We start from the raw sequence: 26,372 nt of genomic DNA on the forward strand, positions 1-26,372 counted from the left end.
GGACAGGTGTTTGCGTGCTCAATTCGGATAATGGGCGATCTCGCTGGGCCAGGATTGCCCGGCCCGTCGCCTATATGACATGTCCTTGACGGAAAACGCGGACACACCTGGGGTTTGACTCAGTACCAACGGTGGGATTGGAAGTGCCCCCACGCGCGACACGGCGAGCCGTACCGCTGCTTGATGTAGCCCAGGCCCCACCTGATCTGGGTACGCGGGTTCGTGCGCCAGTCGGCGCCGGAGGAGGCCATCTTGTGGCCCGGGAGGGCCTGCGGGATGCCGTAGGCACCCGACCGGTTGCCGGCCCTGTGGTTCCAGCCGCTCTCTCTGGCCCAGAGTCTGACCAGGCAGCCGAAGTTCGCCGCGCCCCAGCCGTGCTGCGCGACCAGGGATCTGGCGATGGCCTTGTTCCTGCCACTGCTCTGGGAGCTCTGCGCCTGTGCGGCCGTGGCGCCGGTCGCCGCCACGAGCGTGGCGGTCACGACCAGGACACCGGTACGGCGGAGCATGGGCATGCGGATTCCCTTTCGAAGGGGACGGGGACCGCGTCACCCTGCCTGACAAACACCCTTCTTTGCTAATTGACCATGAAAAATCATGCCGAATTCCAAGATCGCGACATAATGCTATTCAGGGGGTTTAGGGGAAAAATGAGGAATAGGTCACATTCTGCGGCGGGCGTCGTTCTGTAAGCTTCAGATCATGAGTCTTCGCGACATCCCGGTCCGCACCCTCGCGGACGACCCCACCACGCTCGGCGACCTCGCCGGCGACAAGGCCGTGCTCCTGGTCAACGTGGCCTCCCGCTGCGGCCTGACCCCCCAGTACGCCGCCCTGGTCAAGCTCCAGCAGGACTACGGCACACGCGGCTTCAGCGTGATCGGCATGCCCTGCAACCAGTTCGCCGGCCAGGAGCCCGGCACGGCGGAGGAGATCCAGGCGTTCTGCTCGGCGACCTACGGCGTCGACTTCCCGCTGCTGGCCAAGGCCGACGTCAACGGCCCCGGCCGCCACCCGCTCTACGACGGGCTCACCCAGGCCGCCGACGAGGAGGGCGCGGCGGGCGACGTCCAGTGGAACTTCGAGAAGTTCCTGCTCGACCGCGAGGGCAACGTCGTGGCCCGTTTCCGGCCCCGTACCGCTCCCGACGACCCGGCCGTCGTCGCGGCCATCGAGAAGCTGCTCTAGCGGGCGCGCCGGCGTTCGTAGGTATGGAAGGCGGCGCAGCACACCAGCAGCGCCAGCGCGAACACCGGCAGCCAGGCCAGCCGGGCCGCCACCCAGCCGAGCCCGTCGGGCGCCGTGTGCAGGCCGGGCAGCGCGTCGCCGCGCAGCGAGCCGGGCAGCGCCCGGCTCGCCAGCAGGCCGAGCTCGGTCACCGCGATCATCGCGGTCTGGTGCCAGAGGAAGATCGTCATCGCGGCCAGGTTCGCCACGGCCACCGCAGCCCACGCGGCCGGCCGGCGCAGCAGCCGGCGCAGCGGGCCGAGCAGCAGCAGCGCCGCGCCACACTGGGCGAGCCCGAACGCCACGGCCGCGAGCGAGGGCGGGTCGAGGTTGGAGACCGGCGCGCCCGGCACCCCGACCATGGTCGCCGGATACCCGCCCCACACCACCAGCGCCACGGCCCCGGCGCCGCCGCCGGCCAGCAGCGTCCAGCCGGTGGCCCGGCTCCGCAGCGCCCCCCTGGCCCACGCCGCCCCCAGGCAGTACGGCACCAGCCACCCCGCCGCGACGTTCACCCACCACAACCACCCCGGCCCGCCCGGCCCGAACCGCACCAGGTCGGCGGCCACGACCGCGGCGAGCGGCCAGGCCGGATGCAGCCGGGCCACCAGCGGGGTGGCCGCCGTCAGCCCGGCGAACACCAGCAGGAACCACATCGGCGCGACCACCAGCCTGACCAGCGCCCGCACGTCCTCCAGCGCCACGCCGGAGGCGAGCATCACGACCGCCGCCACGGCCCACACCGCCGACACGACCGCCACCGGCCGGAACAGCCGGCCCAGCCGTCCGAGCAGCCACGGGCCGTACCCGATGCCCGCGGCCCGCGCCGAACGGTAGCCCTTCGCCCCGACCAGGCCGCCCACCAGGAAGAAGATCGCCAGCATCTGGAACGCCCACGACACCGGGGCGAGTTGCGGCAGGCTCCGCAGCGGGCTGGTCACCCGCAGGCTGCCGCTGTCGGTGACCACGGCGGTCACCAGCCAGTGCCCGGCCACCACGCCGAGGATGGCCAGCGCCCGCAGGGCGTCGAGGGCCCGGTCGCGCCCCTGTGGCGTCCGGTCCTCGATCCGGGCGACGAACGCGCGCAGGCCGGAGGGCGAGGGGGAAGTGCGGAGCGCGGAGTCAGACATCCTGGCCGGCCTCTCCCGAGACGATGCGGGCGATGGCCGCCAGCGCGGGGGAGCCGGGGCCCAGGTAGTCGCTGTGGCCGCCGCCGCCCGCCGCGAAGACCCGCGCGCCGAACCCGGGCGAGACCGGGTCGTCCCCCAGCCCGATCGTCACGAACGGCAGCTCGACCAGCGCGTGGGGCACACCGCCGATCCAGTCGCCGCCGCCGCGCGCGGCCCACACCGTCGCGCGGGTGCGCATCGCGGCGACGTCCGGGACGCCCGCGCCTGGGCTGCCGGTCAGCACGATGTCGGACACGTCCAGGCCCGGGGCGGCCCGGCCGCACACGACCGAGCCGTAGGAGTGGCACACGAGTGACAGGCGGGCGCCGGGCCTGAGCGCGCGCAACTCCCGTACGGCCGCGCGCAGTCCAGGCACGGCCTCGTCGGCCCGCGAGGGTGTCAGCACGTCGAGGCTGAGCATGGCGGGCGTGCGGTAACCGGCCCAGGCGATGACCACCGAACCGTCCCCGAGCGCCTCGCGCAGCCGGGTCGCGCCGGCACGCAGGCGGTCGTACCGGTCGAGGTTCGTGTCGGAGCCGGGCACGAGGACGGCGATCCGCCGGGCCGTCGCGAGGTCGCCGAAGACCTCCGCGGTCCGCCCGCCGTCACGCCCGTCGAAGGACAGGAACGTGCGGGAGTCGTCGGCCATCGCGCGCAACGCCGCCGCGCGCGATCGGTGGCCGTGGGCGGCGGCGGCGCGCTCGGCGGCCAGGACGGCGGCGCGGCTCGCGGCGTACCGCCCGGCGAGCGCGGCGGGGGTCGCGGCGCTCAGCGGCGCCACGGCGGCGGGTACGGGCGCGGGCACCGCCGCGGACCCGGAGGCGCCGGACGCCGGCAGCGCCACCGAGGCGGTGACGAGCACGGCGAGCAGACGGTTCCTGAGCGATGCCATCGCGGTCCTTCCGTGCCGGTTGTCCTTGTCGGCACCGAAGGTAGGGATCGCGGGTCGTAGTCGGCTTCCCGCTGGAGGATGCACCTTTCGCGTAGCTCTGAGGTACTACCTGGCTGACACTCCTTAGCAGTGTTACATTAGCGGTGCTAAGGAGGCGCCATGCTCACCGTGACATCCGCCGACGGGACCGAGGTCCGGGCGATCGACGAAGGACGCGGGCCGGCGATCGTCGTCCTGCACGCGGGGCTCGACGACGGCACCCAGTGGGGCCGGGTCGCGCGGCTGCTCGCACCGCGGTTCCGGGTCGTGCGCGTACGACGCCGCCAGTACCGGCAGGACCTCGTCCCGCCCGCCACCATGGCGCAGGAGGCCGCCGACGTGGTGGCGGTGGCGGCGGCGCTCGGCGGTCCCGCGCTGCTCGTCGGCCACTCCTCGGGCGGGGTGGCCGCCCTGGAGTCCCTGCTCGCCGCCCCGGACGCCTTCGCGGGCGCGGTCCTGTACGAGCCGCCCGTCCCCCTCGGCCCCTCGCTCGGCGGGGCGGCGAGCGCCGTGGTCGAGGCGGCCCTGGCCGACGGACGGCCGGGGCGGGCGATGCGCGTCCTGTTCAGGGACGTCGTGGGCCTGTCGCCGCCCGTGGCCCTGCTGGCCGCCCTGGCGGTGGCCTGCCACCGGCCGTCGCGGGCGCTGGTGCCCCACCAGGTCGACGACCTGCTGGCGATCGACGCCCTGGGCGACCGCATGGCGGCGTACGCGGGGATCCGCGTGCCGGTGGTGCTGCTCGGCGGCGAGCGCAGCCCGGCGCACCTCGGCGCGCGGCTCGACGCCCTGCGGGAGGCGATCCCCGGCGCGCGGCGGGTCACGCTGCGCCGGGAGGGGCACGGCGCGCACCTCAGGGCGTCGCGGGCGGTGGCCGACGTGATCGAGGCCCACGCCGACGCCGTCCTCGGACGTCAGCGGTCGTGAGGCCCGGGGCGGGCGGTGGTCAGCGGCGGGGGCCGCAGCTTCCCCGGATGATCAGCTCCGTGGGCAGGACCACGCTGCGGGCCCGCCGGGTGCCCTCGCGCAACACCAGCTCGCAGGCCCGGTAGCCCATGTCCCGTCCCGGCTGGGCGATCACGGTCAGCGGCGGGGCGCACAGCTCGGCCCACGGCACGTCGTCGTACATCACCAGCGACACGTCCTTCGGCACCCGCAGGTCCAGCTCGCGGGCCGCCAGCACGGCCGCCTCGCCCAGGACGTTGCCGCCCGCGACGACGGCCGACAGGTCGGGACGGCTCTGGAACAGGCCGGAGGCGGCGGCGTAGGCCGAGTCGCGGCTGCCGGTGCCGAACACGACCAGTTCCTCGTCCACCGGCGCGCCCACGGCCTCGCGGAAGGCGGCCGCGCGCCGGTCGTGCCCCGGGCCGCCGAGGAAGGCGATGCGCCGGTGGCCGAGGCCCCTGAGGTAGCGCACGGCCGTACGGATGCCGGCGCGGTCGTCGGCCAGGACGGCGGGCACGTCCAGCGGGCGGGCGGCGCTCTCCGGCACGCGCGGGCGGGCGGCCAGGCCGTCGAGGAGCAGGAGGTCGTCGAGGGCGTGCTCGGCCGGGTCTCGGTCGTGCTCCTCCTCGCGTACGGCCTCGGGGGGCAGGCGGTCGGCGAAGACCACCGTCATGCCCGCCCTGACCGCCGGGGCCCACGTCTCGGCGTCGCCGGAGGGCACCGCGATGACCCGGTCGACGCTCTGTTCCAGGAGCATGCCGATCAGCTCGGCCTCCTGCTCGGGATCGCCGCCCGTCGAGCCCATCACGACCGGCTCGCCGGAGGACCGGGCGCAGGCGAGCACGCCTTCGGAGAGCTGGCCGTAGAAGGTGTCGGTCAGGTCGGGCACCAGCAGGCCCAGGCCGCCCGTACGGCGCTGGCGCAGGTTGCGGCCGAGCGCGCTGGGCCGGTAGTCGAGCTGGGCGGCGACGGCCAGGACCCGCTCCCTGGTGCTCGCGCTGGCCGAGCCGCCGGACAACACCCGGGACACGGTCGCGACGCCCACGCCCGCCGCCTCGGCCACATCCTTGATCGTCGCCCGCTTCTCCATGGAAACGATTCCATCATGGATTCCGTCCCGCCGGAAGAGTGCCGGGCTCACAAGGGCTGGTCACGCGGTACCCCTTGACACGGATGTCCGTTTCGGGTGAGATACGTGAAAACGTATCCACGGGAACCGAGAACCAACGTCCGGGCCGATCGCCCTGGAGCGCGAAGGAATGTCATGGCATCCATCGTTCTGACGAACGTCGACAAGATCTACGCCGGTGGCGTGAAGGCCGTGAACGGGCTCAACCTTGAGATCAAGGATGGCGAGTTCATGGTGCTGGTCGGCCCATCCGGTTGCGGCAAGTCGACCGCGCTCCGGATGATCGCCGGCCTTGAGGACATCAGCGGCGGCGAGATCGCCATCGGCGACAAGGTGGTCAACCACCTGCCGCCCAAGGACCGCGACATCGCGATGGTCTTCCAGAACTACGCCCTCTACCCGCACATGACGGTCGAGGAGAACCTCGCCTTCGGCCTCAAGCTTCGCAAGATGCCCAAGCCGGAGATCCAGAAGCGGGTCAACGAGGCCGCCAAGATGCTCGGCCTGGAGACCTACCTCAAGCGCAAGCCGGCCGCCCTGTCCGGTGGTCAGCGCCAGCGTGTCGCCATGGGCCGCGCCATCGTCCGCGAGCCGCAGGCCTTCCTCATGGACGAGCCGCTGTCGAACCTCGACGCCAAGCTCCGCGTCTCGATGCGCGCCTCGCTCAACACCCTGCACGAGCGCCTCGGCGTCACCACCGTGTACGTCACCCACGACCAGGTCGAGGCCATGACCCTGGGCGACCGCGTCTGCGTGCTGCGCGACGGTCTGCTCCAGCAGGTCGACACCCCGCAGAACCTGTTCGACAAGCCGGTCAACCTGTTCGTCGCCGGCTTCATGGGCTCGCCCTCGATGAACTTCGTCACCGCCGAACTGGTCCGCGACAACGGCGTGTCCGTGCGCTTCGCCGACATCACGCTGCCGATCCCCGACTCGGCCTTCGCCGACAAGCCGGGCCTCGACCAGTACGTCGGCAAGAAGGTCATCCTCGGCATCCGCCCGTCCGACTTCGAGGACGCGGCCTCGGCCGGCAACCACGCCAACGGCTGGGCCACCCTGCCGGTCAAGGCGGAGGTCACCGAGGAGCTGGGCTCCGAGATCAACGTGCTGTTCCTGATCGACGCCCCGCCGGTCGAGCACAAGGACACCGTCGCCGCCGCCGACACGGGCGACGACGAGGAGGCGGCGCTGCCGCTCGTGGGCGACAAGTCCCTGTGGACCGCTCGCGTCAACGCCCGCAGCCACGCGCGTCCCGGCCAGCGCATCGACCTGGTGCTGGACACGCACAACCTGCACTTCTTCGACCCGACGAGCGGCCTGGCCATCGGCCACGAGGCCAACCGCTAGCCGGACCCGCCGGAACTGCCGGTTCCCGGCCGTGAGTTCCTCACGGCCGTCCCGGGCCCCCACCGCGACCCCCTCCCGCGGCGGGGGCCCACTTCGTTCGCATCGGTCCGTACGGCGGCGTCGCCCGGATCAGCGGCGGCCGATCCGGGCCGAGACGCGCCCGGCCAGGTTGTGCGGCACCAGCTTGCCGATCGCCACGATGGCCTTGTAGCGCAGGTCGGGCACCGAGACCCGCTTGCCGAGCGCCAGGTCGCGCATGGCCTCCCTGACCACGTTGTCGGCCTTCAGCCACAGGAACCCAGGGATGCCCGAGGTGTCCATGGACGCCCGCTGGTGGAACTCCGTTCGCACGAAACCCGGGCAGAGCGCCATGATCCGGATGCGCGGGTTGCGTACGTCCGCGGCGGCGGACTCGCTGAAGTTGACCACCCACGCCTTGGACGCGCTGTAGGTACCGCGCGAGAAGAACGCCGCGACGGACGCCACGTTGATCACCGCGCCCCTGTCGCGCTTCCGCATCGCCGGCAGCGCCGCCAGCGTGAGCCGCAGCACGGCCTCGCAGTGGACCTTGAGCATGCGCAGCTCGTCCTCGACCGGCACCTTCAGGAAGTCGCCGGGGTGGCCGAAGCCGGCGTTGTTCACCAGCAGGTCGACGCCGTCGCGAAGCCTCGACTCGACCTTGGCCAGGCCCTCCTCGGTGGCCAGGTCGGCGGGCAGCACCTCGACGCTCACGCCGTACCTGAGCTTGAGCTGGTCGGCGGTCTGGGCGAGCCGGTGCTCGTCGCGCGCGACCAGGACGAGCGAGCAGGCGTCGGCGGCCAGGCGCCGGGCGAAGGCGGCGCCGATGCCGGCGGTGGCGCCGGTGATCAATGCGGTAGGCATGCACTGAACCTTAACGTCCCCGGTCGGGCGTGCGAGTATGGACGGCGTGCGCCCCCTCGCGGCCGTGCTCCTCCTGGCCCTCACCGCCTGCTCGGCCCCCACGCCCCCACCCGGCCCGGCCCCCAAGTCCGCCCCCGCCTCCACTCCCGCGCCTGCCGCCACGTCGGCGAGCCCCGGTGGGAAGGCCACGCGCGGGCAGGTGCGCTTCCGCGAGATCGGCAGGTTCGAACGGCCCGTCGCCTTCGCCGTGCGCAAGGGCGACAAACGGCTCTACGTCGCCGAGCAGGGCGGCCGGCTGCGCACCACCGGCGACGGCTCGAACAACGGCGCGAACACCGGCTCGAACGGGCGCGCGGGCGGGGACGTCGTCGTGGACCTGTCGCGGGAGGTGAGCGGCGGCAACGAGCAGGGCCTGCTCGGCGTGGCCTTCCACCCCTCGGGCCGCTGGCTCTACCTCGACTGGACCGACGCCGGCGGCACCACCCACGTCACCGAATGGGCCTACGACGGCCACCGCGCCACCGGCCGGCGCGACGTGCTCACCCAGGAGCAGCCCTACGCCAACCACAACGGCGGCCAGCTCGCCTTCGGTCCCGACGGCCACCTCTACGTCGGGCTCGGCGACGGCGGCAGCGCGGGCGACCCCCAGGGCAACGGCCAGGACCTCGGCACGCTGCTCGGCAAGATCCTGCGCATCGACCCGCGCGGCAAGCCGTACGAGGTGCCGCGGGACAACCCGTTCGTGGGCGAGCGCGGCGCGCGTACCGAGATCTGGGCCTACGGCCTGCGCAACCCCTGGCGGTTCGGCTTCGACCGGGAGAGCGGCGACCTGTGGATCGGCGACGTCGGCCAGGACGAGCAGGAGGAGGTCGACCACCAGCCCGCGGCCTCCGGAGGCGGCGAGAACTACGGCTGGAACCTGCGCGAGGGCGAGCGGCCCTTCCGCGGCGGCAAGGGCCGCGGGCTGACCGATCCGGTCATCACCTACCCGCTGCACAAGGACGGCAACTGCTCGGTCATCGCCGGTTACGTCTATCGCGGCGCCGAGCTGCCCTGGTTGCGGGGCAGCTTCCTGTACGGGGACTTCTGCGCGGGCTGGGTCAGGGCCGTGCCGGCGGCCGGACCGGGCAAGCGAGGCAGGGCGGCGGAACCGGGCAAGGCGGACGAGCTGGGCACGGTCGAACAACTCTCGTCGTTCGGCGAAGGGCTCGACGGCGAGCTGTACGCGCTCAGCCTGCGGGGTCCGCTCTACCGGATCGAGCCTGCCTGACCCGCTCGATCAGCTCCTCCACCTGGTCGTTGAGGCGCGATCCGCGGGTCCAGCCGGCGTAGTGGGTCAGGAACACCACCACCTCCCGCAGCTCGCTCTCGGTGAGGTCGCCCGCACGCAGCGCGACGTCGAGCTGCACGCCGGTCATCTCGTCGAGCCCCTGTCCGACGAGCAGTCCGAGAAGGAGCAGGCGGCGCTCCCTGTCCGACAGGGCGGTCCTCGACCAGAGGTCGGCGAACTGCCGCTCGGCCATCATGCCGAAGGAGTCGACGGTCTCGATCGCGGGTTCTTTCATGGCGTGCTCCGGTGCTCGGGATGGGGTCCTCATATCCTTTGCTACTTCCTGTGGTGGGCCAATGGGGGTTGCAGGAACGTTGTATCCCGGGCGACCGTGGAGTGTGACGGCCCCGCTGGTGGGGGCCTGGATTGGTCTGTAACAAGTAAAGCCAATCAATGGCCAAGATTTGGTCAAGATTTCTCACCGTGCGTCCGGCCTCATTCTGCGGGAAAGCGGGCACAACAACTCCGTCGGTCCGTAAAGCGGAGGTAAGCCCTGGTGAAAAAGACACGGGCTTGGGTCGCGCTCATGGTCGCGATCTCCATGCTGTCGGCCTGCGGGCAGCCGGATTTCACCTACGTACGGGACAGGGAAGGCACCACCTACTTCAAGGTGCCCGCCTCGTTCACCCAGCTCAACGCCACTCCGATCGAGTTGTACCTGACCGGTGACCAGCCGGACTCCCAGGCCGCCGTCATGCGGGCGCAGCGGGTCTGGTCCACCGCCTTCGACCAGTCGGCCGAGCCGACCGTCAACCATCTGCTGGGCTCGTCCGACCCCTTCGTGTACGCCACCGTGCACAAGCTCACCGAGCAGCAGCGCGACGCGGTCTCGCTGAACCGGCTGCGCGACTTCGTCCTGCCGGTGACGGACCAGATGCGCCAGCTCTACGAGCAACAGGCCATGGCGAGCGGCCGGCCACCCATGTTCGGCGAGTTCGAGCTTCTCGACGACGAGGTCCTCACCCTGGACGACGGCGCCAGAGGCGTACGGGTCCGCTTCAACTACCAGATCGGCACCGACGTCCAGACGTTCGACCAGACCGCGATCCTCGACGAGAAGGGCGCGACGGTCTCGGTCATGCTCATCGGCTGCCAGGCGATCTGCTACCGCAAGCGCGGCGCCGAGTTCGACAAGATCGCCGGTTCGTTCAAGCTGCTCCGGATGCCCGGATGAGGGAGCGTCAGTGACCACCACCGTTCAGCACGAAGGGCTGCGCGCCCCCGGCAGCGGGCCCTCCGACCCGGACTCCGTGACCAGGAAGAAGATGCAGTTCTGGGACCGGAGCAAGTTCCTCGTCGCGCTGGTCCTGGCCTACCTGATCCTCACCTGGAAGGTGATGGCCGACTGGACCGGGGTCGTCACCTTCCCCGAGGCCGCCCAGAAGATCGGCTACGAGTACCAGTGGATCTTCTGGCTGCTCGGCGCCGAGGTCGCGCGGCAACTGCACTTCTTCGTCAGCGAGCACTGGTCGGGCTACCACCGGTTCTGGAGCCAGAAGGTCTTCGGCGGCTTCGAACGCTGGACGCACCGGCGCTTCGACGACTGGACCAGGTACCGCGTCTCCCGGGCACTCAAGATCGCCTTCTTCGTCACGCTGACCGCGCTCGTGGCGGGCGCGGTGCTGGACGTCAGCCCGTTCGTCGCCCTGTTGCAGGCGCCGACGCTGATCTGGCAGGCGCTGCCGTTCCTGATGCAGATCGTCTTCCTGTTCTTCTTCGTCATCATCCAGTTCGTCGGCCTGTTCTGGTTCCTGTCCAGGGGCGGCGTGGAGACGTACTTCCCCGACGACATCAAGACCCGCTTCGCCGACGTCTGGGGCCAGGACCACGTGGTCGAGCGGGTGCAGGAGAACATCGTCTTCCTGGAGCGGCCGGACGAGATCGAGCGGCGCGGCGGGTACGTGCCCAGCGGCCTGCTGCTGTGGGGCCCGCCCGGCACCGGCAAGACGCTGATGGCCGAGGCCGTGGCGGGGGAGACCGGCAAGCCGTACGTGTTCGTGGATCCGGGAGCCTTCACGAACATGTTCATGGGCGTCGGCATCCTGAAGGTCAAGGGCCTGTTCAGGAAGCTGCGCAAGCTGGCGCTGCGGTACGGCGGCGTGATCGTCTTCTTCGACGAGGCCGACTCGCTCGGCAAGCGCGGCAAGCTGGCCCAGCAGGGCCCGCCCGGCCAGGGCGGCTTCTCGGCGCACTCCGGCTGCCACGGCATGACGTACCTGTCGGAGGAGACCCGCTCGGTGCTGGCCTTCAAGGGGCGGCGCGAGGCCGACGACGCGCCGGGCACCTGGCGCGAACGCTTCTTCGCCGGCGGCGGCATGATGAACAGCGGCGACCCCGGCACGCTCCAGGCGCTGCTCACCGAGCTGTCCGGGCTCAAGAAACCGCGCGGCTTCTTCAACCGGCTGGTCAGGCGGCTGCTCGGGATGCGCCCCAAGCCGCCGCCCAAATATCGCATCCTCGTCATGATGGCCACCAACCGGCCCGACGCGCTGGACGAGGCGCTGCTGCGGCCGGGCCGCATCGACCGCATCTACAAGGTCGGCTACCCGTCCAAGGCCGGACGGGTCCGCACGTACCAGGGCTATTTCGACAAGGTCGAGCACGAGCTCACCGGGCACCAGATCGACAAGCTGGCCACGATCACGCCGTACGCGACCGGGGCGACGATCAAGGACCTGGTCAACGAGTCGCTGATCACCGCGATCCGCGACGGGCGGGAGATCATCACCTGGTCGGACGTGCTGCGCGCCAAGCGGCTCAAGCAGCTCGGCCCGCCCGAGGACGTCGAGTACATCGAACGCGAGCGGCACGCCGTGGCCGTGCACGAGGCGTGCCACGCCGTCGTGGCGTACGTGACCCGCTTCCACCTGGAGATCGACATCGCCACGATCGAGAAGGGCGCCGACTACCTGGGCATGGTCGCCTCGATCAAGCCCGAGGACCAGTTCACCCGCTGGAAGTCCGAGTACGAGGCCGACATCATGGTCTCCCTGGCCTCGCTGGCCGGTGAGCGCATGTTCTTCGGCGAGGACAACTCCTCCGGCGTCTCCGGCGACCTGCACGCGGCCACGTTCCTCACCGCGCTGATGGAGTCGTACTGGGGGATGGGGTCCGGTGTCACCTCGCTGCCCGCGCTCCAGGAGCTGGAGATCCACGGCGGGAAGGCCATGCGCGCCCGCGGCGCGGGCGGGGGCATCGGCATCACCGAGCGGGAGCCGGTCCGCGCCCAGCCCGACCTGACGCCCGACGTGCTGGGCGAGCGCATCGAGTTCAACCTGGTGCGCCTGCTGGAGAAGACCGAGCGGCTGCTGGAGGAGCACCGCAGGGAGGTCCTGTGCCTGGCGCACGCGCTGGAGACGCACAAGACGCTCAACGGCGACGACGTGGTGGCCATCATCCGCGGGGAGCCGGGACCGCTCGTCGACGGCACGATCTACGCCTCCGACGAGCTCTACGGGCAGCTTGAGGAGTACCACCACGACGCGGCCAGGGCGCACAAGGAGCACAGCCGCATCGAGCGCGAGCTGCCCGGCCCGGCGGAGCGGGAGGCCGAGCTCCAGGCGGTCGCCTTCGCCGCCCCGGGCGCGGGCACGGCCGTGGCGCAGGTGCTCACGGCCGGGGTCACCCACGTGGAACAGGGGACGGATCAGGGCGTGGACCGGCCCGAGTTCGTGCCGTGGGCGCCCGGAACCCGGCTCGCCCCGCTCCCTCCGGCGGCTCCGGTGGCGGTCGCCGGGGTGGTGCCCGAGCCCCGGCGCCGGGGCGCCGGGCGGGCCTGGTTGCTGCTGCTCAGCGTGCTCGGGCTGATCGCGCTGGCCCTCCTCGCGGCACTGGCGGTGACCGGCGGCGTGCCGGGCGTGGGCGCGAACGTCGCGGCGGCCCCCGCGGTCGCCTCGCCGGGGCTGCTGCTCCTGCTGTTCGTCGTGGTCGTCGCGGTGATCGTGGGCGCCGGGCTCGCGTTCGTGGCGGTCAGGAGCGTACGGGCGGCGCAGGCCAAGGCCGAACGCGAGCGCGACGAGGCCCACCGGCGGGCCCAGCTCCTGGCCGCGGCCATGGACCCGGACACCGCCATGCGCCTGCTCGGCTACGACGGGAACGGGAACGGGAACGGGGTTGATGGGCGGGTCTGAGCCGATGAGTCACTTTATGGACACATAGAGTGAGGAGGCATGAGCACGGACGGCGTCGTACGCAGCCTGGTCCCCGCCCGCATGGACCGCCTGCCGTGGGCGCCGTTCCACACCCGGCTGGTGATCGCGCTCGGCGTGGCCTGGGTGCTCGACGGGCTGGAGATCACCATCGCCAGCAACGTCGGGGCGTTCCTGCAGCGTCCCGACACGCTCGGCTTCACCTCCACGCAGGTGGGCCTGGCGGCGACCGTCTACCTGATCGGCGAGGTGGCCGGCGCGCTCTACTTCGGCTGGCTGTCGGACCGGCTCGGCCGCAGGAGGCTGTTCATCCTCACGCTCGGCGTCTACCTGGTCGCCAGCGGCCTGACCGCGCTGTCGTGGGACCTGTGGAGCTTCCTGCTGCTGCGTTTCGTGGCCGGGGCCGGCATCGGCGGCGAGTACGCGGCCGTCAACTCCGCCATCGACGAGATGATCCCCTCCCATTACCGGGGGCGCGTCGACCTGGCCGTCAACGGCACGTACTGGCTGGGGTCGCTGCTGGCCACCACGGTCACGTTCCTGCTGCTGCACCCGGGCGGGCCGCTGGATCCCGACTGGGCCTGGCGGCTGGGGTTCGTGGTCGGGCCGGTGATCGGCCTGGCCATCTGGCGGCTGCGCAGGCACCTGCCGGAGAGCCCGCGCTGGCTGATGACGCACGGCCGCGAGGAGGAGGCCGAGCAGGTCGTCGGCCGCATCGAGCGGGAGGTCGAGCGGGAGGACCGGGTCACGCTGGAGCCGGTGCCGCAGGAACAGGCGCTGGAGGTCGTGCCCGAGCACCACGCGCCGCTGTCGCAGGTCGCAAGGACGCTGTTCCGCACCTACCCCGAGCGTTCGGTGCTGAGCGCGACGCTGATGATCTGCCAGTCGTTCCTGTACAACGCGATCTTCTTCACGTACGCGCTGGTGCTGACCCACTTCTACGGGGTTCCGGCGGGTTCGGTGCCGCAGTACATGTTCGCGTTCGCGGCCGGGAACCTGCTCGGGCCGCTGCTGCTGGGCAAGCTGTTCGACACGGTCGGGCGCCGGCAGATGATCTCGGCCACGTACATCGCCTCGGGGCTGCTGCTGGCGGTGACCGGGTGGCTGTTCAAGGAGGGGGCGCTGACGGCGGTCACGCAGACCGTGTTGTGGTCGGTGATCTTCTTCATCGCCTCGGCGGCGGCCAGCTCGGCGTACCTGACCGTCAGCGAGATCTTCCCCATCGAGCTGCGGGCCCAGGCCATCGCGCTCTTCTTCGCACTCGGGCAGGTCGCCGGGGCGTTCGGGCCGACGGTCTTCGCCTCGCTCATCGGCGACCAGAGCCGTCCCGACCCGACCAGGCTGTTCTACGGCTACTGCTTCGGCGCGGGCATGATGATCCTGGCCGGGCTGGTGGAGATCGTGTTCGGGGTGAAGGCCGAACGTACGCCGCTGGAGCACATCGCGGCGCCGCTGACCACGCGCCGGGCCCCTACCTAGCCGGGCCCCTGCTCGGACGCCTCGTGCTCGGCGTGCGCCCGGCGTACCAGGGCGGCCAGGCGGTCGTCCTCGGCGACGCGGGCGCGCTGGCGGTCCGGCAGCTCCCGCAGCCGCGCCTCGGCGGCGGCCAGCTCGCGGAAGACCTCCTCGCGCCGCGCCGGCTCCTTCTCCACCTCCAGGTACTCCTGGGCGTGCCTGCGTACGGCCGACACCGCGTTCTGCGCCCGGCCTCGGGGGCTGGCCAGCGAGGCGGCCACGGTGACGAGCAGCACGACGACGATCACCGACAGGGACAGGCCGGTGCTGATCTCGGTCACGTTCACCGGCTCGCCGTCGTTGATGAACGGCACGTTGTTCTCGTGCAGCGCGTGCAGGATGAGCTTGACGCCGATGAAGGCCAGGATGACCGCCAGGCCGTAGGCGAGGTAGATGAGCCGGTCCAGCAGGCCGTCGATGAGGAAGTAGAGCTGCCGCAGCCCGAGCAGGGAGAAGGCGGTGGCGGTGAAGACCAGGTAGACGTTCTGGGTGAGGCCGAAGATGGCCGGGATGGAGTCAAGCGCGAACAGCACGTCGGTGCCGGCCAGGGCGATCATGACCAGCAACATCGGCGTCATCACCCGCCTGCCGTCCCGCATCGTGAACAGCCTGTCACCGTCGTAGGTGTCGGAGGCGCGGAACAGCTTGCGGGCCAGGCGGACCATGAGGTTGTCGGGGTGGTCCTCGCCGCCCTCGGGCCTGAGCAGGTTGCCCGCCGTGAGCAGCAGGATGAGGCCGAAGACGTAGAACACCCACGCGAACCGTTCGATCAGCGCGGCCCCGAGGAAGATGAACCCGGTCCTGGCCACCAGCGAGAACACGATGCCGAACAGCAGGGCCTTCTGCTGGTCGGCACGCGGCACCCGGAAGCTCCCCATGATGACGAGGAAGACGAACAGGTTGTCGACCGACAGCGCCTTCTCGGTCACGTACCCGGCGAAGTACTCCGCGCCCGGCTCGGCGCCGCCGAACACCCACACGCCCACGCCGAACAGCAGGGCGATCCCCACGTACAGGGCGGACCAGACGGCCGCCTCGCGCAGCGTGGGGACGTGCGCCTGCCGTACGTGGAAGAAGAAGTCGAACAGCAGCAGACCGGCGATCCCCAGGATCGTCAGCCACCACACGAGCGCGGGCACGTCCACGGGCGGGCTCCTCGGGCTAGAGGTGGATCTCCAGTCGGCCGATCGGCCCGGCCAGCTCCTCCTCCTCGTAGGCGAAGTGCGATGACATGGCCTGCGACAGGCGTTCGAGGCCGGTCCGCACCCGGTTGATCGCGGCCGGGTCGGCGATCATCCGCGCGCACGCCTCGTCCAGGCGGGCCAGCAGCTCGGCGATGACCTCGTGCTCCTGCTCCAGCTTCTTGACCACCGGCTCCAGCGCAGGGTCGCGCTCGGTCAGGGCGGGGAAGGTGCGGCCGTCCTCGACCTCGAAGTGCACGGTCAGCAGGCGGCGGAAGGTCGCGCAGAACACGCCGAGCGTCCAGTGGTTCTGGCGCAGCGCGAGGCGGTCGCCGTGCCGGTCCGCCGTCTCGGCCGCCACCTGCTCGACCGCGTCCCTGACCTGGCGGAGCTGGGTGCGGTAGCCGTCGTGCACGTCCACCAGGCGGCGGCCGGGCCGGGCCTGCCCGGAGGCGAGCGCGCCGGGGTCCCGTCCCGCCGTCCTGGGGCGGCCGGCCTCGTCCAGGTCGGGGATCAGGACCGGCCGCCGGGCCGGCTCGGGCGCCGGGCGGCCGCGTTCCCTGGCCACGGCCTCCCGTACGGCGGGCGCGACCTCCTCGGCGAACACCCGCAGGTCCCGTTCGGCCTCCACCCCCGGGGCCAGCACGAACCCGCTCATGCCCACCTCGAACACCAGCTCCGTGAGCTGCTCGGCCCACAGGGCCGCGGGCCCGTCGAGGAAGCCGTCGCCGGGCAGCGGCGACAGGCTGCCGCCGATGTTGTAGACCTTGCGGATCGCGGCCGGGTCGCGTCCGGCGTCGGCGGCGGCCGCGTCGAGGATCCTGGCCTGCGCGGCGACGGCCTCGGGCGGGCTGTGGAAGGAGGAGGGCAGCCAGCCGTCGCCCATGCGCCCGGTCAGCTCCAGCATCCGGCGCTTGCTCGCGCCGACCCAGATGCCGATCGGGTGCGGCGGGAACGGGCCGGGCCGCGCCCCCTCCAGCCGGTGGTGTTCGCCGTGGAAGGTCACCGGGTCGCCCGGCGTCCACAGCGCGCGGATGACCGTGATCGCCTCGGCCAGCGCGTCGATCGAGGCGCCGGGGGAGAGCCGGCGACCGCCCATGGCGGCGATGGCGTGCCAGAACGCGCCCGCGCCGAGCCCCAGCTCCACCCGGCCGCCGCTGAGGATGTCCAGCGAGGCGGCGGCCCTGGCCAGTACGGCGGGCGGGCGCAGCGGCAGGTTGGCCACGTCGGGCACCAGCCGGACGCGTTCGGTGCGCTGGGCGATCGACGACAGCAGGGTCCAGCAGTCGAGGAAACCCGCCTGGTACGGGTGGTCCTGGACGCCGATCAGGTCGAGCCCGAGCCGGTCGGCCAGCTCGGCGTGGCGCAGGACCCGGTCGCTGCCCGCCGCCTCGGGCGCGAGGAACGCGCCGAACCACACATCCGCCATGATGATCATCCCCCCGGCTTCGATCGTCGCGCGACCGCCGTTCCCCGGAGGGCCGACCCGCGAGCGCTTGCCCTGGCCCAGCTAACCACCTTTATTGGATTTATCCCCTAATAGCGGGACGGGCAGCGGGACAGGCAGCGGGACGGGCGGCGGGCGGCGGTGGCCGATGGCGGCACGATTAACACGGCGTTCACATTCGGGCAAAAACCGGGAAATGGCCATCCATAAGACTCGGCGTGGCTGGAAGAAATCCTGAAAGGATCACCGTGAGCTACAAGGCTGAGTACATCTGGATCGACGGCACCGAGCCCACCGCTCTGCTGCGCTCGAAGACGAAGATCCTGGCCGACGGTGCCGAGCCCCCGGTCTGGGGCTTCGACGGCTCCAGCACCAACCAGGCCAAGGGCCACGCCTCCGACCGCGTGCTGCGCCCGGTGTTCACCTGCCCCGACCCGATCCGCGGCGGCGACAACGTGCTCGTCCTGTGCGAGGTCGAGGAGATCGACGGCCAGGCCCACTCCAGCAACACCCGCGCCCTGCTGCGCCCGATCGCCGAGCGGTACGCCGAACAGGACTCCTGGTTCGGCATCGAGCAGGAGTACACCTTCTTCAAGGGCAGCCGCCCGCTCGGCTTCCCCGAGGGCGGCTTCCCCGCCCCGCAGGGCCACTACTACTGCGGCGTGGGCGCCGAGGCCGTGTTCGGCCGCGACATCGTCGAGCTGCACCTGGACCGCTGCCTCGCCGCCGGCCTGGCCGTCTCCGGCATCAACGCCGAGGTCATGCCCGGCCAGTGGGAGTTCCAGATCGGCCCGGCCGGTCCCCTTGAGGTCTCCGACCACATGTGGGTCGCCCGCTACCTGCTCTACCGGACGGCCGAGGAGTTCGGCGTCGAGGCCACCCTCGACGCCAAGCCCGCCCGCGGCGACTGGAACGGCGCCGGCGCGCACACCAACTTCTCCACCAAGGCCATGCGCGAGAGCTACGACGCCATCATCACCGCCTGCGAGTCGCTCGGCGAGGGCGACAAGCCCATGGAGCACGTCTCCCAGTACGGCGCCGACATCGAGCTGCGCCTGACCGGCCACCACGAGACCGCCCCGTGGAACAAGTACACCTACGGCGTGTCCAACCGCGGCGCGTCGGTGCGCATCCCGTGGCAGGTCGAGGTGGACAAGAAGGGCTACATCGAGGACCGCCGCCCGAACGCCAACGTCGACCCGTACGTGGTCACCCGCCTGCTGGTGAACACCTGCTGCGCCGCCCTGGAGAAGGCCGGCCAGGTCTGATCCGCCAGGGTTGATCCGCCTGTACGCGTGAGAGCCGCCCCCGGCCCGGGGGCGGCTCCGCCGTTCTCAGAGCCGAACTCTCAGAGCCGGAACTCCAGATCCGGGACGATCTCCGCCACGTCCATCTGCGCCTTCTGCAGGCGGCCCGAGAAGTCCCAGTTCATCGCCTGCCAGCGGGTGAACTGGTCGAGCACCCACACCCCCGACTGGCGGCTGCCGTTGCCGGACTTGCCGTTGCCGCCGAAGGGCAGGTGGGCCTCGGCGCCGGAGGTGGAGTTGTTGACGCTGACCATGCCCGCCGAGATGCCCTCGCGGAAACGGAAGGCGTGCTTGGGGTCGGTCGTGTAGATGGAGCTCGACAGGCCGTAGCCGGGGCGGTTGGCCAGGTCGACGGCCTCGTCGAGGCTGGTGAACGTGGTCACGCCGACGATCGGGCCGAACGTCTCCTCCAGGAACAGCCGGTCGCCGGGCCGGACGCCGTCGACGATGACCGGGTGGTAGTAGAGGCCGCCGTCGCCGTCGAAGTCGCCGCGCGGGTTGTCCTTGGTGATCTTCCCGGTGCTCCCCGACACGACCTGGTGGTGGGGCTGGATCCAGGTCAGGTACTCCTCGTACCGGTCGGCGAACTTCTGGTCGAGCAGCGGCCCGGCCAGCACGTCCTGCTCCGGGTCGCCGATCCTGGCCTCGCGGGCCGCCCGCGCGAACCGCTCGACGAACTCGTCGTGCACGCTCTCGTGCACGATGACCGTGCCGAGGCTGGTGCAGCGCTGGCCGGCGGTGCCGAAACCGGAGAACAGCGCACCCTCGACGGCCAGGTCGAGCTCGGCATCCGGCATGATCACCATCGGGTTCTTGCCGCCGAGCTCCAGGCACGCCGACTGCAGGTGGCGCCCGGCCAGCTCGCCGACCTTCCTGCCGACCTCGCTCGACCCGGTGAAGCCGACCTTGTGCACGCTGCCCTCCTCCAGGGCCAGCTCCAGCCCGGCGAACGTCTGCGCGCCGTCGGCGAAGACGACGTTGAGCACCCCGTCGGGCAGCCCGGAGGCGGCGAACAGCCGGTACATGGCCTCGGCGGAGGCGGCGGCGTACTCGGCGGGCTTCCACACCACGGCGTTGCCGCACAGCAGCGCGGGCACGAGGTACCAGGAGGGCACGGCCACGGGGAAGTTGCCCGCCGTGATCACCGCGGCCACCCCCACCGGGTTACGGAAGGTGAACAGGTTCTTGTCCGGCATCTCCGAGGGAACCGTCTGCCCGTAGAGCCTGCGGCCCTCGCCGAGGAAGAAGTCGCAGGTGTCGACGATCTCCCGCACCTCGCCCAGCGCCTCGGCGTACGGCTTGCCGATCTCCCGGGTGACCAGGCGGGCCAGGCTCTCGGCGTTGGCCTCCACCAGCCGTCCGATGGAGGCGATCACCCGGCCGCGCACCGGCGCCGGCACCTTGGCCCACTCGCGCTGGGCCTCCTTCGCGGTGCGGCAGGCGGCGGCGAACGCGGCGGCGTCGGCCAGTCCGACCCGGGCCACGACCTCGCCGGGGCGGGCGGGGTTGGTCGACTCGTACACGCTCTCGCCGGCGGTGTCCTTCCCACCCACGATTGAAACGATCTGACGGCTCACCGGTGGCCTCCTCGTAGTTCCTCCGGACAGACAATCATCCTGCCGGAAAAAACCCAAGACACCCGTCAGCGTGCGGGACCGCCGAGCACCTCGCCGATCACGTGCCGGGCGTTGGCGGCCATGGCCGGGTTGGTGTCCTTGTAGTAGGGGAGCTGGATGAGCGCCATGGACAGCGCCCGGCCGCGTCCGCGCGCCCACATGGCGTCGTCGGCCCCGAGCTCGGCCCTGAAGACGTCGCGGGCGGCCGGCGGCAACAGGTTCCAGGCCGGGATCAGGTCGCAGGCCGGGTCGCCGGCGCCGAGGGTGCCCCAGTCGATGACCCCGCTCAGCCGCCCGTCGCGGACCAGCAGGTTGCCCGGCATCAGGTCGGCGTGCACCCAGACCGGCCCGCCCAGCCACTCGGGCGCGCTCAGCGCCTCCTCCCAGGCGGCGGTGGCCGCGCCGGTGTCGATCAGGCCGTCCAGCTCGCCGATCGCGGCCCTGGTCGCGGTGTCGAGGCGGGCCAGCGGCCCGCCCCGGTAGGCGTCGGGCGCGCCCGCCGGGTCCACCTCACGCAGCGCGCCGACGAACGCGGCCAGGTCCGCGGCCAGATCGACGGCCGATTCCGCGGCCTGCCCGGCGGCGGGGGCCGCGGCGCCGCCGGACAGCGGGCCGCCCGACAGTGCGCCGGCGTCCGGGTTGTCGCCGTCGAGCCAGCGGCAGACCGACCACGCCCAGGGGAAGCCCTCGCCGGGCGAGCCCGAGCCGAGCACCGCGGGGATCGGTACGGGCAACACGGGGGCCAGCACGGGCAACCACCTCTGCTCCTTGGCGACGTCCCCGACCCCCTGCGGGATGCGCGGCAGGCGGACGGCCAGGTCGTCGCCGAGCCGGTAGACCGCGTTGACGGTGCCGGCGGAGGGGAAGCGGCGCAGCGGGAGCCCGGCCCATCGCGGGAACTGCGCGGCCAGCAGCCGCCGCACCAGGGCCTCGTCGATGTCGGCCTCGTCCGCGTGCATCCTGCCGCCCATGCGCTCCCCCTGGTCCGTACGATCCGCGGGACACATGTCAGCGGATCGGGACGGGGTGCGTCAAGTCGGGCGGGCGCCCGCGTTCACCACGAACGGGTGGGCACCGGCCCGTCGCCGAGGTCGTGCCGGGCGTCGGCGCCGAGCCGTCCGGCCAGGTCGGCCAGCGCCCGCGAGACCGCCAGCTCGTCGCCGACCTCCGGCAGGGACGGGTCGGCGGGGTTGCGGCGGGCGTGGCCGGCGCCCTCGACCCGGGTGCCGTCCGGGGTGGTCAGGACCGCCCGCGCCGAGGTGTCGTCGCCGTCCTCGGCGAGGTGGATCCGTACGGTCCACTGCTTGGCTTCCATGGCTCGCCTCCTCCGGCGTACGGCTGCCCGGACAGACATGGGTAAACCGGGGCGCACCGCGCGGTGACCCGGCTACGGGCGGCGCGGGCGGCGCCAGCGGTCGTCGGCCCGGATCCAGGCCGCGTCCCACTCGGCGTACCTGCGCCGGTCCAGCAGCCGGAGCAGCGCCGCGAGCAGCCCGGCGACCAGCAGCACCGCCAGGACCAGCGTGAACAGCGCCATGCCCACCCCGCGCAGGACGACATCGGTACGGCTCGGCGGCGGCGTGGTGGGATCGCCCTCATGGTCGATCCACAGGGGCACGCTCTGGCCCGCCCGCGTACCGGCCGGGACCGAGATCCGGCCGGTACGGACGACGCCCGCCGGGGTCGTCCACCGCGCCGGCACGGTCGAGGCCGCCGACTCGCCGAACGCGGCCCGTACGGACCGGGGCTCCCGCAGCAGCGTCGCGGTCACCTGCTGGCGGAACCCCGGGCCGATCCGGGCGTTGCGCAGGCCGCCCTCGTAGGTGATCCGGCCGGCCAGCACGGCCGGCCAGACGCTGATCAGGACGAGGAGCACCGCCACCACCAGCCCGGCGCTCTCCAGCCGGTCGGAGCGGCGGCGCAACGGGTTGCGGTCCGGCCGGTGCCGGCGGATCCGCAACATCGTGGCGTTCATGACGGCCCTCATCGCGCACCTCCCACGGTCACCTTCCTCCTTCCCGCAGAACGGGCGGGTAGCCCGCGTGCGCCGCTCAGCTCCAGGGCGCCGTCGGGTACCAGATGAGGTCGCGGCGGGCCAGGATCCGGACGTCCCAGTACAGGAGGGTGAAGACGCCGGCCACGACGAGCGCCGCGCCGGTGATCAGAGCCAGGCGGCCCGGGGTGGCGGTCAGCCAGCGGTGCGCGCGGCCTCCCGTGGCGAGGGCGAGCAGCATGAACAGGACCGCCATGACGACGATGTTGCCGGCCGACTGGAGCATGAAGGCCAGCGCGCCGTACAGGGGGTTGTGGCTCTCGGCCGCGTCCCTGAAGAGCTGGCGGAACAGGGGGAACGGGCGGCCGATCAGGAAGCCGCCGATCAGCGCGCCCATGACGACCATGCGGGCCCTCGGGTGGCGGGCCAGCGGGTCGGGCAGGTAGCCGAGCGCGGCCAGGCCCAGGTAGAGGAAGGCCAGCCCGATCAGCCCGAACGTGATCATCGCCTGGATCAGGCCGGGGGACAGGGTGCCGGGGGCGGGCCTGGCGGTGGCGAACTGCGGCATGGAGGTGCCGACGATGCCCACCACGACGCCGTACGCGCCGGACACGGTCAGCGCGCCGGCCGCCAGCCAGCCGAGCGGGCGTAACGTCCCGCGGATCCGGGCCCCGACCGACGGCCTGGCCCCGACCAGGGGCGCGACCGCGCCGAGCGCGGCGATGTTGCACGCGGTGAACGAGCCGGCCAGGCCGGAGGCGAAGGCGAACAGGATGCCGGAGACGGTCCCGGCGATGGGGGTGGCGTCGGCGTCGCGGCCGAGCATCGTGTCGGCGACCGTCGAGCCGATCGTCTGGTCGACGAACTCGGCCGACCACACGACGGTCAGCAGGAATCCGGCCAGCGCGCTGAGCAGCAGCACGAGCCCGCGGCGGCGGGCGGCCACGGGCTCAGCGGCGGGGGCCGCGGCGAGGGGCAGGGTCATGGTGGTTCCCTTTCTCGTCCAGAAGGAAGTGGCGTTCGCACAGACGCAGGCGCCGGGCGTCCCAGACCATGTACGTGCCGAGGACGAGTTGCGCGATGCTCCGGGTCACCTCCTCCCAGCGGTCGCGCACCCGCAGGTACGCCAGCAGCGGAAGGCGCAGGCGGGCGGCCTGGCCGTGGGGCGTCATCAGGCAGGGGCCGCGGTTGGGGAGCGAGCGGGTGTGCGCGGCCCAGGTGGTGAACGTGTACGCGCCGAGCAGTTCTGCGACGACGGCCTGGACGGTGAGCGGGGCCAGGTGCCAGGCCGGACAAGGCCGGTTGGTGGGAACGCCGAACGGGATATTGCCACCTTTAGCATGAAATTCCGGGTAGTTAAAGCAGAGGACCGATCCCGCCGGGATCACGCTGTCCCGGCCCAGCCCGATGTCCTCGTACGTGACCCGGTGGGCCACCCCGAACAGCGGGAACCTGCGCAGCGTCTCCTCGATGAGCTCGCCGACCGCCGGCCCGTCGCCCTCCCCGCGCCCCTCGGTCGCCGCGACCATGAGCGCGTGCGCGGTGGCCTCCGAGCTCTGCACGACGGCCGTGTTGAAGAACGTGCCCTGAAGGTAGTACGCCTGCTCGCGGCGGCTGAGCGAGGCGGGCAGGAGGTGCGGGACACGGTCGAGGGACGACTCCAGGTAGGCGGTCAGCCGCAGCCGCCTGTCCATGTGACGCAGGCCGCAGCACTTCAGCGAGGTCACCACGTCGTCGGCGTGCGCCACGATCAGCTCGCGCACGCCCGGCGGGCAGGGCTCGCCGAACACCAGCCGGTGGTAGAACTCGGCCCAGACCGGCATGGCGAGGTCGCGCAGGCGTACCAGGCGGCGGTCGGCGGGCGGCGGGGCGGCGCGCAGGCTCTCCACGGCCATCGACGCGGCGCGCCGGCTCGGCAGGGTCAGCACCCGGCGGGTGCACGCGGCGACCTCGGCGTGACGCGGCCCCGGCTCCAGGTGCTCCTGGTGCACGTCGGCGCCGGGGGAGAGCCAGTACCAGAACAGGTCCGACAGCGCGGCCCCGCGGCTGCGCCCGCGCGCGGCCGGATGCCCGTACACCTCCAGGAATCGCGAGACGTCCACCAGGTCGCCCGGTACGGGCACGCCCTCCGTCCCGTTGATCCGGGCGAACAGCCACACACGCAGCGCGGTCACGGCCCTGGGCAGCCAGTACGGCAGGCTCAACAGGACCAGCAATGACAAAATGTAAACCACATCAGTTAGTACGAAATTGAACACATTTCTGGATTCATCCGAATCTCTGAGAGAGGTCCCCCGCGTAGTACAGGCAAGGGGACGACGTCGAGGAGGCGGTGTGAACCCGGTCAACCTGCGCGACTTCGAGACCGTGGCCAAGGACAAACTGGACCCGGTCCTCTACGACTACTTCGCCGGCGGCGCCCAGGACGAGATCACCGTACGCGCCAACGAGGCCGCCTTCCGGCGCTTGTCGCTGGTCCCGAGGATCCTGCGCGGCGCCGGGCCGCCCCGGCTCGACCTGACCCTGTTCGGCCAGCCGTCCGCCATGCCCGTGCTGCTCGCCCCCACCGCCTTCCACCGCCTGGCCTGGGACGAGGGCGAGGTCGCCACCGCCAGGGCGGCCAGGGACGCCGACGTCGTCATGATCGCCGCCATGCTCTCGACGGTCACCGTCGAGGAGATCGCCGCGACCGGCGCCAAGCTCTGGTTCCAGCTCTACCTCCAGCCCGACCTGGCCTTCACCGAGTCGCTGGTACGCCGGGCCGCGGCGGCCGGCTGCCGCGCCCTGGTGGTGACGGCCGACTCGCCCGCCCTCGGCCGCAACGAACGCGGCGACCGCAACGGCTTCCACGACCTGCCGCCCGGCATCGTCTGCGCCAACATGGGCGGCAACGGCAGCGTCCGCCAGGTCGAGCTCTCACCCGCCCTGTCCTGGCGGCACCTGGACTGGCTGCGCGAGATCACCGACCTGCCCGTCCTCGTCAAGGGCGTCCTGCACCCCGCCGACGCCGTCCTGGCGGTCGAGCACGGCGCGGCCGGCGTGATCGTCTCCAACCACGGCGGCCGCCAGCTCGACACCGCCCCGGCCGCCGTGGACCGCCTCCCGCTGATCGCCGAGGCCGTCCGCGGGCGGGTGCCCGTGCTCCTCGACGGCGGCGTGCGCCGCGGCACCGACGTGCTCAAGGCCCTCGCGCTCGGCGCGACGGCCGTGGCCGTCGGACGGCCGGTGCTCTGGGGCCTGGCGGCCTCCGGGTCCGAGGGCGTCGCCCGGGTCCTGTCCCTCCTGCGCACCGAACTGGCCAACGCCCTCACCCTCTGCGGCGCCGCCACCCCCGCCGCCCTGACCAGAGACCAGGTGACACCATGAAGGTCATCGGCGCCGGCGTCGGCCGCACCGGAACCCTGTCGCTCAAGGCCGCCCTGGAACGCCTCGGCCTCGGCCCCTGCTTCCACGGCAGGCACGTCCTCGACCACCCCGACCGGCTCGGGCTCTGGCGGGCCGCCGCGGCCGGCCGTCCCGTCCCGTGGGCGGCGGTCTTCGAGGGCTACGCCTCCACGGTCGACTGGCCGGGGGCCGCGTTCTGGCGCGACCTGACCGCCGCCTTCCCGGCGGCCAAGGTGATCCTCACCGTCCGCGACCCCGAGAGCTGGTACGACAGCGTCAGCCGGACCGTCTACCGCATGTTCGGCGACGGCCCGGCCGACGCCCGGGTCGCGCGGGCCCGCCGCGTCGTCCCCGGCCTCGGCGTCTTCACCGCCTTCCACCGCCAGATGATCTGGGACGGCTTCTTCACCGGCCGCTTCGCCGACCGCGAGCACGCGATCACGGTGTACCGGGAGCACAACGACGCCGTACGGCGGGAGGTGCCGGCCGACCGGCTGCTGGTGGTCGAGCCGGGGGCGGGCTGGGAGCCGCTCTGCGCGTTCCTGGGCGTGCCGGCGCCGGACGAGCCGTACCCGCACCTGAACGACCCCGAGCGGTTCTGGGCGCGTGTGGAGGCGCGGATGGCCGAGTCACAACTTCTTGATCCTGACGGTGTGGCCGTTGACGACCCGCTGCCCGCGGCCGAGCCGCACGGTGAGTCCGGGCATCCCGGCCAGCGGGCTGACGTCGAGGTCGTCCATGAGGAACAGGCTCAGGCTGCGCAGCCGCGGGAGTGAGGCGAGCGGCGACAGGTCCGTCACGCCGCAGCCGGACAGCGTCAGGTA

Annotated in this window: 24 protein-coding genes; 10 read left to right on the forward strand and 14 right to left on the reverse strand. The window is 72.1% G+C overall.

The genetic code is table 11. The features are described 5' to 3' along the window. Nucleotides 1-119: 119 nt before the first annotated feature. Nucleotides 120-515 carry an aggregation-promoting factor C-terminal-like domain-containing protein gene (locus IEZ27_RS05765; protein ID WP_308427259.1) on the reverse strand — a complete coding sequence of 132 codons (396 nt, stop codon included), beginning with the start codon at nt 513-515 and terminating at the stop codon, nt 120-122. 187 nt (nt 516-702) lie between these two features. On the opposite strand from IEZ27_RS05765, the gene IEZ27_RS05770 reads away from it, so the two are divergent. After that, on the forward strand, nt 703-1,188 hold the full coding sequence (locus IEZ27_RS05770) for a glutathione peroxidase (RefSeq protein WP_189646244.1): 486 nt from the start codon (nt 703-705) through the stop codon (nt 1,186-1,188). On the opposite strand, the gene IEZ27_RS05775 is transcribed toward IEZ27_RS05770, so the two are convergent. Then, nucleotides 1,185-2,357: an acyltransferase family protein gene (locus IEZ27_RS05775; protein WP_189646245.1), complete on the reverse strand. Its 1,173-nt coding sequence runs from the start codon at nt 2,355-2,357 to the stop codon at nt 1,185-1,187. The genes IEZ27_RS05770 and IEZ27_RS05775 overlap by 4 nt on opposite strands. Next, nucleotides 2,350-3,288: an alpha/beta hydrolase gene (locus tag IEZ27_RS05780; protein WP_189646246.1), complete on the reverse strand. Its 939-nt coding sequence runs from the start codon at nt 3,286-3,288 to the stop codon at nt 2,350-2,352. The genes IEZ27_RS05775 and IEZ27_RS05780 overlap by 8 nt, the downstream gene beginning before the upstream one ends. A gap of 159 nt (nt 3,289-3,447) precedes the next feature. On the opposite strand from IEZ27_RS05780, the gene IEZ27_RS05785 reads away from it, so the two are divergent. Continuing rightward, nucleotides 3,448-4,251, forward strand: a complete 804-nt coding sequence (locus tag IEZ27_RS05785; RefSeq protein WP_189646247.1) for an alpha/beta fold hydrolase — start codon at nt 3,448-3,450, stop codon at nt 4,249-4,251. A 19-nt stretch (nt 4,252-4,270) separates the two neighbouring features. On the opposite strand, the gene IEZ27_RS05790 is transcribed toward IEZ27_RS05785, so the two are convergent. Continuing rightward, complete coding sequence (locus IEZ27_RS05790) at nt 4,271-5,359, reverse strand: LacI family DNA-binding transcriptional regulator (protein ID WP_189646248.1); 1,089 nt, start codon at nt 5,357-5,359, stop codon at nt 4,271-4,273. A gap of 174 nt (nt 5,360-5,533) precedes the next feature. Between IEZ27_RS05790 and IEZ27_RS05795 the strand changes: the two genes are divergently transcribed. Next, nucleotides 5,534-6,745 (forward strand): ABC transporter ATP-binding protein, encoded by a 1,212-nt coding sequence (locus tag IEZ27_RS05795; RefSeq protein WP_189646249.1) that lies wholly within the window; start codon nt 5,534-5,536, stop codon nt 6,743-6,745. Between the two features lie 129 nt (nt 6,746-6,874). On the opposite strand, the gene IEZ27_RS05800 is transcribed toward IEZ27_RS05795, so the two are convergent. Beyond that, nucleotides 6,875-7,627 (reverse strand): SDR family NAD(P)-dependent oxidoreductase, encoded by a 753-nt coding sequence (locus IEZ27_RS05800; protein ID WP_125635050.1) that lies wholly within the window; start codon nt 7,625-7,627, stop codon nt 6,875-6,877. A 46-nt stretch (nt 7,628-7,673) separates the two neighbouring features. Here IEZ27_RS05800 and IEZ27_RS05805 point away from each other — a divergent pair, with 46 nt between their 5' ends. Beyond that, nucleotides 7,674-8,897 (forward strand): PQQ-dependent sugar dehydrogenase, encoded by a 1,224-nt coding sequence (locus IEZ27_RS05805; RefSeq protein ID WP_229823372.1) that lies wholly within the window; start codon nt 7,674-7,676, stop codon nt 8,895-8,897. On the opposite strand, the gene IEZ27_RS05810 is transcribed toward IEZ27_RS05805, so the two are convergent. Continuing rightward, on the reverse strand, nt 8,857-9,192 hold the full coding sequence (locus IEZ27_RS05810) for a carboxymuconolactone decarboxylase family protein (protein ID WP_125635054.1): 336 nt from the start codon (nt 9,190-9,192) through the stop codon (nt 8,857-8,859). The two genes, IEZ27_RS05805 and IEZ27_RS05810, sit on opposite strands and share 41 nt — an antisense overlap. 261 nt (nt 9,193-9,453) lie before the next feature. Between IEZ27_RS05810 and IEZ27_RS05815 the strand changes: the two genes are divergently transcribed. From IEZ27_RS05815 to IEZ27_RS05825, 3 genes are read left to right on the forward strand one after another with little or no spacing between them, the layout of a single operon-like run. Beyond that, complete coding sequence (locus tag IEZ27_RS05815) at nt 9,454-10,131, forward strand: LptM family lipoprotein (RefSeq protein WP_189646252.1); 678 nt, start codon at nt 9,454-9,456, stop codon at nt 10,129-10,131. Between the two features lie 10 nt (nt 10,132-10,141). Further along, a complete protein-coding gene (locus tag IEZ27_RS05820) occupies nt 10,142-13,087 on the forward strand; it encodes an AAA family ATPase (RefSeq protein ID WP_229823382.1) in 2,946 nt (981 codons plus the stop codon). 39 nt (nt 13,088-13,126) lie between these two features. Next, a complete protein-coding gene (locus IEZ27_RS05825; RefSeq protein ID WP_189646253.1) occupies nt 13,127-14,584 on the forward strand; it encodes an MFS transporter in 1,458 nt (485 codons plus the stop codon). Here IEZ27_RS05825 and IEZ27_RS05830 read toward each other — a convergent pair. Together IEZ27_RS05830 and IEZ27_RS05835 are read right to left on the reverse strand one after the other, a co-directional pair. Beyond that, nucleotides 14,581-15,765 carry a TerC family protein gene (locus IEZ27_RS05830; protein WP_189646254.1) on the reverse strand — a complete coding sequence of 395 codons (1,185 nt, stop codon included), beginning with the start codon at nt 15,763-15,765 and terminating at the stop codon, nt 14,581-14,583. The two genes, IEZ27_RS05825 and IEZ27_RS05830, sit on opposite strands and share 4 nt — an antisense overlap. Nucleotides 15,766-15,781: 16 nt before the next feature. Next, entirely contained in the window at nt 15,782-17,230 is a 1,449-nt protein-coding gene (locus tag IEZ27_RS05835; RefSeq protein ID WP_189646255.1) for an LLM class flavin-dependent oxidoreductase, read from the reverse strand. 266 nt (nt 17,231-17,496) lie between these two features. On the opposite strand from IEZ27_RS05835, the gene glnII reads away from it, so the two are divergent. Next, nucleotides 17,497-18,516 (forward strand): glutamine synthetase, encoded by a 1,020-nt coding sequence (gene glnII, locus IEZ27_RS05840; RefSeq protein WP_189646256.1) that lies wholly within the window; start codon nt 17,497-17,499, stop codon nt 18,514-18,516. Between the two features lie 80 nt (nt 18,517-18,596). Here glnII and IEZ27_RS05845 read toward each other — a convergent pair whose 3' ends face one another. From IEZ27_RS05845 to IEZ27_RS05870, 6 genes are all read right to left on the reverse strand, one after another. Next, entirely contained in the window at nt 18,597-20,108 is a 1,512-nt protein-coding gene (locus tag IEZ27_RS05845) for an aldehyde dehydrogenase family protein (RefSeq protein WP_229823384.1), read from the reverse strand. Nucleotides 20,109-20,197: 89 nt separating this feature from the next. Continuing rightward, nucleotides 20,198-21,142, reverse strand: a complete 945-nt coding sequence (locus IEZ27_RS05850) for an aminoglycoside phosphotransferase family protein (protein ID WP_229823386.1) — start codon at nt 21,140-21,142, stop codon at nt 20,198-20,200. A gap of 83 nt (nt 21,143-21,225) precedes the next feature. Further along, entirely contained in the window at nt 21,226-21,486 is a 261-nt protein-coding gene (locus IEZ27_RS05855; RefSeq protein ID WP_189646258.1) for a DUF1876 domain-containing protein, read from the reverse strand. Between the two features lie 72 nt (nt 21,487-21,558). After that, nucleotides 21,559-22,158: an Rv1733c family protein gene (locus tag IEZ27_RS05860; protein ID WP_189646259.1), complete on the reverse strand. Its 600-nt coding sequence runs from the start codon at nt 22,156-22,158 to the stop codon at nt 21,559-21,561. Between the two features lie 64 nt (nt 22,159-22,222). Next, nucleotides 22,223-23,149, reverse strand: a complete 927-nt coding sequence (locus IEZ27_RS05865; protein ID WP_189646260.1) for a hypothetical protein — start codon at nt 23,147-23,149, stop codon at nt 22,223-22,225. Continuing rightward, a complete protein-coding gene (locus IEZ27_RS05870; RefSeq protein ID WP_229823389.1) occupies nt 23,115-24,380 on the reverse strand; it encodes a cytochrome P450 in 1,266 nt (421 codons plus the stop codon). Before IEZ27_RS05870 ends, IEZ27_RS05865 begins: the two co-directional genes overlap by 35 nt. Before the next feature lie 118 nt (nt 24,381-24,498). Here IEZ27_RS05870 and IEZ27_RS05875 point away from each other — a divergent pair, with 118 nt between their 5' ends. Both IEZ27_RS05875 and IEZ27_RS05880 read left to right on the forward strand, forming a co-directional pair. Next, nucleotides 24,499-25,530, forward strand: a complete 1,032-nt coding sequence (locus IEZ27_RS05875; protein ID WP_189646262.1) for an alpha-hydroxy acid oxidase — start codon at nt 24,499-24,501, stop codon at nt 25,528-25,530. After that, on the forward strand, nt 25,527-26,324 hold the full coding sequence (locus IEZ27_RS05880; protein WP_189646263.1) for a sulfotransferase family protein: 798 nt from the start codon (nt 25,527-25,529) through the stop codon (nt 26,322-26,324). Before IEZ27_RS05875 ends, IEZ27_RS05880 begins: the two co-directional genes overlap by 4 nt. Nucleotides 26,325-26,372: the final 48 nt, after the last annotated feature.

This window comes from Nonomuraea spiralis, from assembly GCF_014648435.1.
Classification (GTDB): domain Bacteria; phylum Actinomycetota; class Actinomycetes; order Streptosporangiales; family Streptosporangiaceae; genus Nonomuraea; species Nonomuraea spiralis.

What these genes read in the sequence shown, in the direction of transcription:
- IEZ27_RS05855 (WP_189646258.1), bottom strand. Translation starts at nt 21,486, where the DNA reads ATGGAAGCCAAGCAGTGGACCGTACGGATCCACCTCGCCGAGGACGGC.
- IEZ27_RS05795 (WP_189646249.1), top strand. Translation starts at nt 5,534, where the DNA reads ATGGCATCCATCGTTCTGACGAACGTCGACAAGATCTACGCCGGTGGC.
- IEZ27_RS05770 (WP_189646244.1), top strand. Translation starts at nt 703, where the DNA reads ATGAGTCTTCGCGACATCCCGGTCCGCACCCTCGCGGACGACCCCACC.
- IEZ27_RS05790 (WP_189646248.1), bottom strand. Translation starts at nt 5,359, where the DNA reads ATGGAGAAGCGGGCGACGATCAAGGATGTGGCCGAGGCGGCGGGCGTG.
- IEZ27_RS05850 (WP_229823386.1), bottom strand. Translation starts at nt 21,142, where the DNA reads ATGGGCGGCAGGATGCACGCGGACGAGGCCGACATCGACGAGGCCCTG.
- IEZ27_RS05785 (WP_189646247.1), top strand. Translation starts at nt 3,448, where the DNA reads ATGCTCACCGTGACATCCGCCGACGGGACCGAGGTCCGGGCGATCGAC.
- IEZ27_RS05880 (WP_189646263.1), top strand. Translation starts at nt 25,527, where the DNA reads ATGAAGGTCATCGGCGCCGGCGTCGGCCGCACCGGAACCCTGTCGCTC.
- IEZ27_RS05825 (WP_189646253.1), top strand. Translation starts at nt 13,127, where the DNA reads ATGAGCACGGACGGCGTCGTACGCAGCCTGGTCCCCGCCCGCATGGAC.
- IEZ27_RS05765 (WP_308427259.1), bottom strand. Translation starts at nt 515, where the DNA reads ATGCCCATGCTCCGCCGTACCGGTGTCCTGGTCGTGACCGCCACGCTC.
- IEZ27_RS05810 (WP_125635054.1), bottom strand. Translation starts at nt 9,192, where the DNA reads ATGAAAGAACCCGCGATCGAGACCGTCGACTCCTTCGGCATGATGGCC.
- IEZ27_RS05865 (WP_189646260.1), bottom strand. Translation starts at nt 23,149, where the DNA reads ATGACCCTGCCCCTCGCCGCGGCCCCCGCCGCTGAGCCCGTGGCCGCC.
- IEZ27_RS05780 (WP_189646246.1), bottom strand. Translation starts at nt 3,288, where the DNA reads ATGGCATCGCTCAGGAACCGTCTGCTCGCCGTGCTCGTCACCGCCTCG.
- IEZ27_RS05800 (WP_125635050.1), bottom strand. Translation starts at nt 7,627, where the DNA reads ATGCCTACCGCATTGATCACCGGCGCCACCGCCGGCATCGGCGCCGCC.
- IEZ27_RS05775 (WP_189646245.1), bottom strand. Translation starts at nt 2,357, where the DNA reads ATGTCTGACTCCGCGCTCCGCACTTCCCCCTCGCCCTCCGGCCTGCGC.
- IEZ27_RS05860 (WP_189646259.1), bottom strand. Translation starts at nt 22,158, where the DNA reads ATGAGGGCCGTCATGAACGCCACGATGTTGCGGATCCGCCGGCACCGG.
- IEZ27_RS05835 (WP_189646255.1), bottom strand. Translation starts at nt 17,230, where the DNA reads ATGGCGGATGTGTGGTTCGGCGCGTTCCTCGCGCCCGAGGCGGCGGGC.